This is a genomic window from Pseudoalteromonas sp. UBA6610 (assembly GCF_002433295.1).
GTDB classification, from domain to species: domain Bacteria; phylum Pseudomonadota; class Gammaproteobacteria; order Enterobacterales; family Alteromonadaceae; genus Pseudoalteromonas; species Pseudoalteromonas atlantica.
The window spans coordinates 81,561-88,970 of the sequence record NZ_DJHW01000133.1 but is presented as its reverse complement, the minus strand read 5'-3'; the positions used below and the strand labels follow the sequence as shown (position 1 = coordinate 88,970).

Here is a 7,410-nt window from a genome sequence, read left to right as displayed (position 1 = left end):
ATTTCGGAAGCAAACTTCCGTTTACAGGAATTCAAAGGTAGTTATCGGAAATATACTTCTGTTTTTTGAAAGCGTTAACCTAGATAGCTATATGAGCCATTTTTCGGGGCCTTATTTGAGCGATCAGCGGTCATTGAGATTGGATAAATTTTAAAAATAACCAATATAGTTTATAAATACAGCAACCCAGACGACTGAACATATCAATAGAGCAATTAGTACTGCTGCGGAGCCTAAATCTTTAGCGAGACCAGACAATGGATGAATTTCTAAGCCAACTCTGTCTATTGTTGCTTCTATTGCTGTATTAACAATCTCTGCGAATATCACAAATAAAACAGAGATTAGGAGCATGACCTTTTCGTAAATACCTATCTGCCAAATAGAAATAATAGTTAGCGATAAAGCAAGTAATAAAAGCTCTTGTTTAAAAGCAGCTTCATTTTTGGCAAGCCATTTAAATGCACGCTGTGAATTTTTAAAAGCTAAAAATACTCGATTAATACCTGACGGCTTATTTACATTATCAAACTGCATTGGGAATTCCCTCATTGTAGGCTTCGGCCTTACAGGCGTTAAAAATATCGTATATAGGTTGGTATTGGTTGCTATTTACATGAGTTAATCCAAGCAAAGTGTCAAAAATATTGTCGTGTGAAAATGTTTTTGAGTGTTGCAACTCAACACAGCGATTGAATTCAGAGTCAGTAAGCTTATTACTCCAAAAAATCATTGGGATATGAGTTTGCTCGGTTGGTGCTAGTGCATAAGGAAACCCATGAAGGTATAAGCCTTTTTCACCAAGTGACTCACCGTGATCTGACACATACAAGAGTGATTTTTCCGTTTCGTTACTTTCTTGTAATACTTTTATTAATTCGCTCAATACCCTGTCTGTGTATGCAATAGTGTTATCATATGTGTTTGTTAGCTCTGTTGTAGTACAGTTCTGAATATCGCTTCGATCGCAGTCAGGTTTAAACAAACTTGCGTGTTCAGGGTAACGACGATAATAAGTTGGCCCATGTGAACCTATCATATGTAGAATAATCAATTTATGCTTAACGTTACTTTTAGCTATTCTGTCTTTGAATTTCGAGACTAATATTTCATCAAAACAGTAATCACCGTCACAGAGCGAGTGCTTTTTGTTCGGCTCAATGTTTTCTGATTTGACGCGAGCACACACTCCTTTACAGCTGCTATTATTATCAATCCATGTCACTTCAACACCACTACGCTGGATAATGTCTAGGACATTTTCTTGACTATTAGCAAGGCGCGAATCATATTCTTTGCGATTAAGCCGTGAAAACATACAGGGCACGGAGATAGCCGTTGCCGTTCCACATGATGAAACATCACTAAAATATTTCACGCCTAGCTTAGAGGTATAAGCATTCGTTGCTCTACTATAGCCTTGCAGTGAAAAGTTAGCAGCCCGAGCAGTTTCTCCTACAACCATTACTGTTAGCGAGGTGGTCGTTTTATTTTCTAAAGCTGGTAAATTATCAAGTACCTTAAAAGGTAGGGGGGGGTAAAAGTAATTATCTCTCAAATATTTATAACCCGCTGTATAAAAAGCAAACGGGGTGATATAGCTTGTAAGCTGTCGGTTATTACGCCCTACAGAAGCGTACTCTTTATAAAAGGTTGCTGCTATTAAAGCACAACAAAGCAAAGCAAATAGATTTAGCTTCACAAAGCTCTTTAAACGTACTCTAAAACTACCAATAATTATGAACTTGGAAAATAAGTAAGTAGGTACAATTCCTAATAAAACTACAAATATTACAAGCTGAAAATTTAAATATGAAAATGCTTCACCTGAGTTTGTCTCAACAATATTTTGTAACATGCTTTTGTCAAAAATAACGCCATAATTAAGTGTTGAATAAAACAATAATGAGCAAAGTAAAACGCTAAATAAAAGTACGGGTTTAACAAAAGTAACTAAGGACAACCAACTCAAAACTAAAATAGTCAATGAGAAAAGCATTAAAGGAATAGACGTGATAAAAAGCCAATTTATATGGCCTGGCTGTGTTGCAGCAATAAAGGTGTTGTATAAAAACAAGCCATTAAATACGATAACAATATACATCGAAACTAAGCAAACGAAATGACTATAACTTACATGCCAAGACGAAATGTTAAAAATTTTAAAAGCATTTTTCATAATTATTCCTTATCGCTATTTTTATCAGCTAAACGATAAAGCTGCTCTGTGTAAGCTAAGTTGCTAAATAACACATGAGCGAGTGCTTTTTCAGCTAACGTTTTATCTGCGTTTTCCGGTTTATTTCTTTTTTGTATTTTGGTTTTTTTGTTATAGCGCCAATAGCTAGTTTGTTGATTTGGCATTAGGATGACAGCGCGATCATTTTCTAGGTATGCAAAATTGTCGTAGTACTGCATCATCACGCGTTCAACTGGATAATTTTTGGTGAGATCAAAGCCCACCATTGGAGTTGCTTGTTCAATTCCTAAAAGTGACAACAAAGTAACTGGTAGGTCAATTTGACTAACAAGTCTTGAGTCGCGTTTAGCCTTCATATCGCTGTTTAAAATAACCGCAGGTATGTGAAAAGACTTTAAAGGGACGGGCTCAGAGCCAAAAACACGCACATCATGGTCTGCCACAACCAAAAATACGGTGTTTTTCCAGTACGATTGTGTTTTTGCTTTATTTATAAACTTCCCTAGTGCGTAATCTGCATACTTAATTGCAAGATCACGTTTATAGTTTTCAGGGCTATACCCTTCAGGTAGCGATACCTTACCTTGTGGGATGTCAAATGGATCGTGATTGCTCGAAGTAAATACAAGACTAAAAAATGGCACTGCCGCATTACTTAGTTTAGTCAGTTCCTTATTCTGCTTGTTGGAATAAGTCCTCATCACTCGCGCCCCAAGATGAGATAAACTGAGGGTTTTCAATGTGGTTGATGTCAACAATATCGTTAAATCCGTTTCCTAGGAAAAAGCTTTTCATATTGTCAAAATGACTTTCACCGCCGTAGATAAATTGGGTAATATAACCTTGTTGACTCAATACATCAGCTAATGAAAAAAAGTTATGCTGGGATTTAGATAGTTTAACTACCGAGCGAGATGGAGATGGCATAAAGCCAGTGGTAATTGCTTCAATACCTCTCACGGAGCGCGTTCCCGTAGCATAAAGGTTGTCAAACCCCCACCCTTGTTGATATAGCTCATCAAGTTCAGGAGTTATACCTAACCCACCAAGTTGTCCAACAAATCGGGCACCTAAACTTTCCTCAAGTATAATTACTAAGTTTTTTTTAACTCCAGAAACAAAAGGTTTGTTGTGTGCCAAGGTCGGAATATTTCCGGTGACAAACTGCTTACGATAAGAAGCCTTTTTGACTATATCTATAACTTGCTGATGAGGCATTGTGCCATACAAATTGCTAGCACTTTTTTCGTTACCCATGTTTTTCAGCGCAAACGCAACACTGTAAGTGGAGTTAAGAACAAGTGAATTTACTAGTGAATCTTGAGAAAAATAGACTAATGCAGGGTTAAGTGGCCGGTGGCTCAATGTACCTCTGGCAGCAAGGAAACAAAGTATTAAAACACCCATAAGAATAGATAAATTAGCTACTTTTTTCAGTGGCTGTACTTGTGGTTTTGTGAATGCTCTATATAAAAGGCGATAGCTGTAAATACTTGTTATTGTCGCCACAAGTAATGTACTTAGCATTGCTAAAAGGTGACCATGAATTAGCATCGAGAATACTTCTTGTGGGTAATCAAGATATTCAATATATAACCGGTTAGGCCTTACATCATATTGAGTGATGAATGCAGCTGTTGATGTTTCTAAAATAACAACAACAGTCGCAATAATGCTACCGTAAAGCGAAAACATGCGCTGGAATAGCTTTGTTTTAGAGCGTGCAATTACATGCAGCATCAATATCAGCACTCCAATAGTTGCTAAGTATCCAACGCTACTTAAGTCTATTTTGATAGCACCTGAAATGACTGGCCAAATATCACCATCATTTAATCTTGAATGTTGCCATATCAATAGCCCAATTCGGGAAGTTATAAAGATTGATAACAATATAAGTGTAAAACGTAACAAGGGTTTTAAAACGGAAGTATTTGCTGACATAGTTGTACTCGTCTTTAAAAATTGCAGCAATACTAAAAATCGAAACTTAAGAAATCCTGATGATAAACTTAATAATGGCTATACTATAAAAACTTAAGGAAGCCTTAAGTAAAACTTAAGTTATATAGCGTAACCTAGTGATTAAGATGTATTTTCAGGTGAACAAATAGAACATGAAGTTATTAATAATTGAAGATTCAGGGTCACTGCGACGTAGTTTACGGGTTGGCTTAACAAATTTGGGCTTTGCGGTGGATGAAACCGGTGATGGCTCACAAGGGTTGAGTATGGCAATGACAGGTGAATATGAGCTTGTAATACTTGATATTATGCTACCTAGTATCGATGGCATCACTGTACTGCAAACCATAAGAACAAAACAGCTTGATACTAAAGTTTTAATTTTATCCGCAAAGCAAGAACCTGAAGACCGCGTTTTAGGGCTTCTAACCGGAGCGGATGATTACCTCACTAAACCTTTTTCATTTGATGAACTTCACGCTCGACTCTTAAATTTAATGCGTCGTGGTGGACTAAAAATGGTCAGTGATATTATAGTTATTGATAATTTAGCCCTGAATTTACAGTTAAAACTGCTAAAAGTTTCTGACAACGTTATTGATTTAACACCCAACGAGTACAAAATTGTCGAATGTTTATTTAGCAATCAAAATAAAGTGTTTAGTGCGGAAAAGCTAAGTACCTATCTTGCAGGACAGTATGATTTAATATCGAAAAACTCGATTGAAGCCCATTTATCATCTGCTCGTAAAAAAGTAAGAGTTGCAGGGGGAGAGCTACCAATTCAAACCAAACGTGGCTTTGGTTATATTGTGCAAGGGCAATGATGAAATCTATTCGCAGTAAACTAGTAATTACTCTCTCAGTAACTATAACAGGGTTAGTTTTATGCATATTGTTGGCCACTGATATTGCTGTTGATAGCTGGATAGACAATGAGTTTGATCGCAGCCTGCAATCTAAAGCAGGTATGTTAAAGACCTTAGTAAATAAGACCGATAATGGTTATTCCTATAATTTTTCCAGTGAGTTTATGCCTGAGTTCGCAGGAGAAGTTGAGCCCGAATACTTTCAAATATGGAACAAAGAAGGTACCTCCATCCGCTCAAAAAGTTTAGATTTATTTGAGGTTAAAAACCTACCATTTGAAAACTTGGAAATTGGCGAATCAAAAATACGACCTATTCAACTACCTGATGGTCGAGATGGCCGAATTTTTTACAGTCGTTTTATACCACAAGTAAAAGATAATGCATCAGTTGACACCTCTAAAAAGACAGACGGTGAGTCAATGATTTTAGCTTATACAGCATCCTCTGAGGAAGTTGATTTTGTACTTTGGTTGATTGACGTTATTTTTATAGTCACGACGATTACAGTTATTGTATTTATTCGATTGTTTGTCAGAAAGGCCATAGATACATCACTTGCGCCATTGGTACAATTAAATAAGGATATCAGTCAGTTAAGCATTATCAGTGAAGGCTCAGAGATATTTATAAAAGAGCCAGTTAAAGAGCTCTTGCCAATTGTTGAAAGTTTAAATGCCTTTATTAAAGAGAACAGGCAACTTTACCTAAGAGAGAAGCGCCTCACATCAGATATTGCCCATGAAATAAAAACGCCCATTGCCGAACTAATTAATATGGCAGAAGTCTCCATACGGTTTCCAAATGAAAAAGAGCTCAATGATGACTTTAAGCCTGAAGCTTTGAAGATAAGCCTGAGACTTAAAAATATAGTCTCAAATTTATTGCTATTACATAAATACGGGGGAGGTAAGCTGAACAAGCGAGATGCCTGTGATTTAAATCAAGTTATTAGCAGAATACTGGAAACCCATGATTTATCACGTGTAAATTTGCAGTTGGATGAAAATGCACCAGCAATTATGAGCAACTTGTTTGCCCTTGAATCAATTTTTAGCAATTTAGTTAACAACGCGAAACAATACAGTCCACTCGATTCAAAAATTTTAGTCTCCACGAGAGTTGTAAGGGATAAAAACTTAATATTATCAGTTACTAATTCCCTTAATGAACCTTTGAATGATAGCGATATAGACCAATTATTTGACCCATTATGGCAAAAAGACACTTCAAGAACATCGATTGATAACTTTGGATTAGGGCTATCAATCGCTAAGACGCTTAGTAAAGCAATTGATGCGCAATTAAGCGCGAAAGTTAGTGACAAAAAAATTACATTTTCTTTAGCCTTAACTACGGATTAGCTTATTCACTAACTACATAGAAATAAAGGCTGGGGTGTACAATTATGTGAAGAGGCTCCTATATACTTAATTTTCTGGCAGCTATAAAACAATCAACACCTTTTCTGCGGCTTAGCTGGGTGTTGTTATCACTGTCCGCTCATGGAATAAATGCGTCTGTTCGATTTGATTGACTTTATTTGTTCAAATCTGACAGTTTTGGTTAGATCTTATTAAATGAATACATTACGCGCTTATCTTGTTAAGCAAAAATGCTAACTAAATCACTGTTAAAAGAAAGTCCGCTTAAGCTATTTTCATTAACCAGAGATTCAAACGCAGCATTACAATAAAGTGCTGTCCCACCTTGCATGCATGATTTAAAAACAAGATTTTTGTCTGATTTAAATGATAAGGATTTGAGGCCATCCTCAATACCATTCAGGTAAGCCTTTTCAGTAAGAGATTCGTCTTCTTCTTCGAAAACGAGTGGATTAAATAAAATTAGCTCTTTATCACACCTAAGCGGTATAAACTCCCCGTATACTTGCAGATAGTTCCCTAGGGCAATATACGCTTTTTGGTTCAAAACAAGGTAATTCGTAAATAAGTTTACGTCGTAGGCTTGCTTTAAAGCTTCTTTTTCAACCTTGCAGCTAAATCCGTTTTTGACTATATCCGTTATTCTAGTTTTGCCGCTTGGAAAGCCAATCTTGGCTAATATTACTGCTTCTTTATAACTGAGGTTATTTTCTTCGGCAATTTGGTCTGCCATCGATACGATATCTAGGTCAATTATATCGTATGTTCTATCTGGTTTGTGTAATTTATAAATATCGAGTTCCTTTCCCATAAGTAATCCTTTGTGAAGTAATATTTGTGTTTATTAAAGATTAATGAAGCCAGAATATCAACTCCTTCGGCAACGCAAACAGAATCTTATTGAATATTAGCCAAATTTTATTAGGCTGGATTACTAAGGGAGTGCGCGTTAGTTATACCTGTACTCTATTCATTTATTAGCTTTTACTGT

7 protein-coding genes are annotated in these 7,410 nt (G+C 36.2%); 2 read left to right on the top strand and 5 right to left on the bottom strand.

What is annotated here, in order from left to right; translation table 11 throughout:
• Window positions 1-150 precede the first annotated feature (150 nt).
• From B4F91_RS17565 to B4F91_RS19410, 4 genes are read right to left on the bottom strand one after another with little or no spacing between them, the layout of a single operon-like run.
• Complete coding sequence (locus B4F91_RS17565; RefSeq protein WP_024032690.1) at window positions 151-537, bottom strand: diacylglycerol kinase; 387 nt, start codon at window positions 535-537, stop codon at window positions 151-153.
• Window positions 527-2,179 (bottom strand): phosphoethanolamine transferase, encoded by a 1,653-nt coding sequence (locus B4F91_RS17560; protein WP_096042867.1) that lies wholly within the window; start codon window positions 2,177-2,179, stop codon window positions 527-529. Before B4F91_RS17560 ends, B4F91_RS17565 begins: the two co-directional genes overlap by 11 nt.
• A gap of 2 nt (window positions 2,180-2,181) precedes the next feature.
• Window positions 2,182-2,844, bottom strand: coding sequence for an LTA synthase family protein (locus B4F91_RS19415; protein WP_348689644.1), 663 nt, complete (start codon window positions 2,842-2,844; stop codon window positions 2,182-2,184).
• A gap of 28 nt (window positions 2,845-2,872) precedes the next feature.
• Complete coding sequence (locus B4F91_RS19410; protein WP_348689641.1) at window positions 2,873-4,144, bottom strand: LTA synthase family protein; 1,272 nt, start codon at window positions 4,142-4,144, stop codon at window positions 2,873-2,875.
• A gap of 173 nt (window positions 4,145-4,317) precedes the next feature.
• On the opposite strand from B4F91_RS19410, the gene B4F91_RS17550 reads away from it, so the two are divergent.
• Complete coding sequence (locus B4F91_RS17550; RefSeq protein ID WP_024032693.1) at window positions 4,318-4,992, top strand: response regulator transcription factor; 675 nt, start codon at window positions 4,318-4,320, stop codon at window positions 4,990-4,992.
• A complete protein-coding gene (locus tag B4F91_RS17545) occupies window positions 4,989-6,398 on the top strand; it encodes a sensor histidine kinase (RefSeq protein ID WP_223866400.1) in 1,410 nt (469 codons plus the stop codon). Before B4F91_RS17550 ends, B4F91_RS17545 begins: the two co-directional genes overlap by 4 nt.
• 241 nt (window positions 6,399-6,639) lie before the next feature.
• Here B4F91_RS17545 and B4F91_RS17540 read toward each other — a convergent pair whose 3' ends face one another.
• On the bottom strand, window positions 6,640-7,230 hold the full coding sequence (locus B4F91_RS17540) for a hypothetical protein (protein WP_286937361.1): 591 nt from the start codon (window positions 7,228-7,230) through the stop codon (window positions 6,640-6,642).
• Window positions 7,231-7,410 lie beyond the last annotated feature (180 nt).

Excerpts from the sequence above, each read along its gene's own strand:
- B4F91_RS17565 (WP_024032690.1), bottom strand. The coding sequence starts at position 537 with ATGCAGTTTGATAATGTAAATAAGCCGTCAGGTATTAATCGAGTATTT.
- B4F91_RS17560 (WP_096042867.1), bottom strand. The coding sequence starts at position 2,179 with ATGAAAAATGCTTTTAAAATTTTTAACATTTCGTCTTGGCATGTAAGT.
- B4F91_RS19410 (WP_348689641.1), bottom strand. The coding sequence starts at position 4,144 with ATGTCAGCAAATACTTCCGTTTTAAAACCCTTGTTACGTTTTACACTT.
- B4F91_RS17550 (WP_024032693.1), top strand. The coding sequence starts at position 4,318 with ATGAAGTTATTAATAATTGAAGATTCAGGGTCACTGCGACGTAGTTTA.
- B4F91_RS17545 (WP_223866400.1), top strand. The coding sequence starts at position 4,989 with ATGATGAAATCTATTCGCAGTAAACTAGTAATTACTCTCTCAGTAACT.
- B4F91_RS17540 (WP_286937361.1), bottom strand. The coding sequence starts at position 7,230 with ATGGGAAAGGAACTCGATATTTATAAATTACACAAACCAGATAGAACA.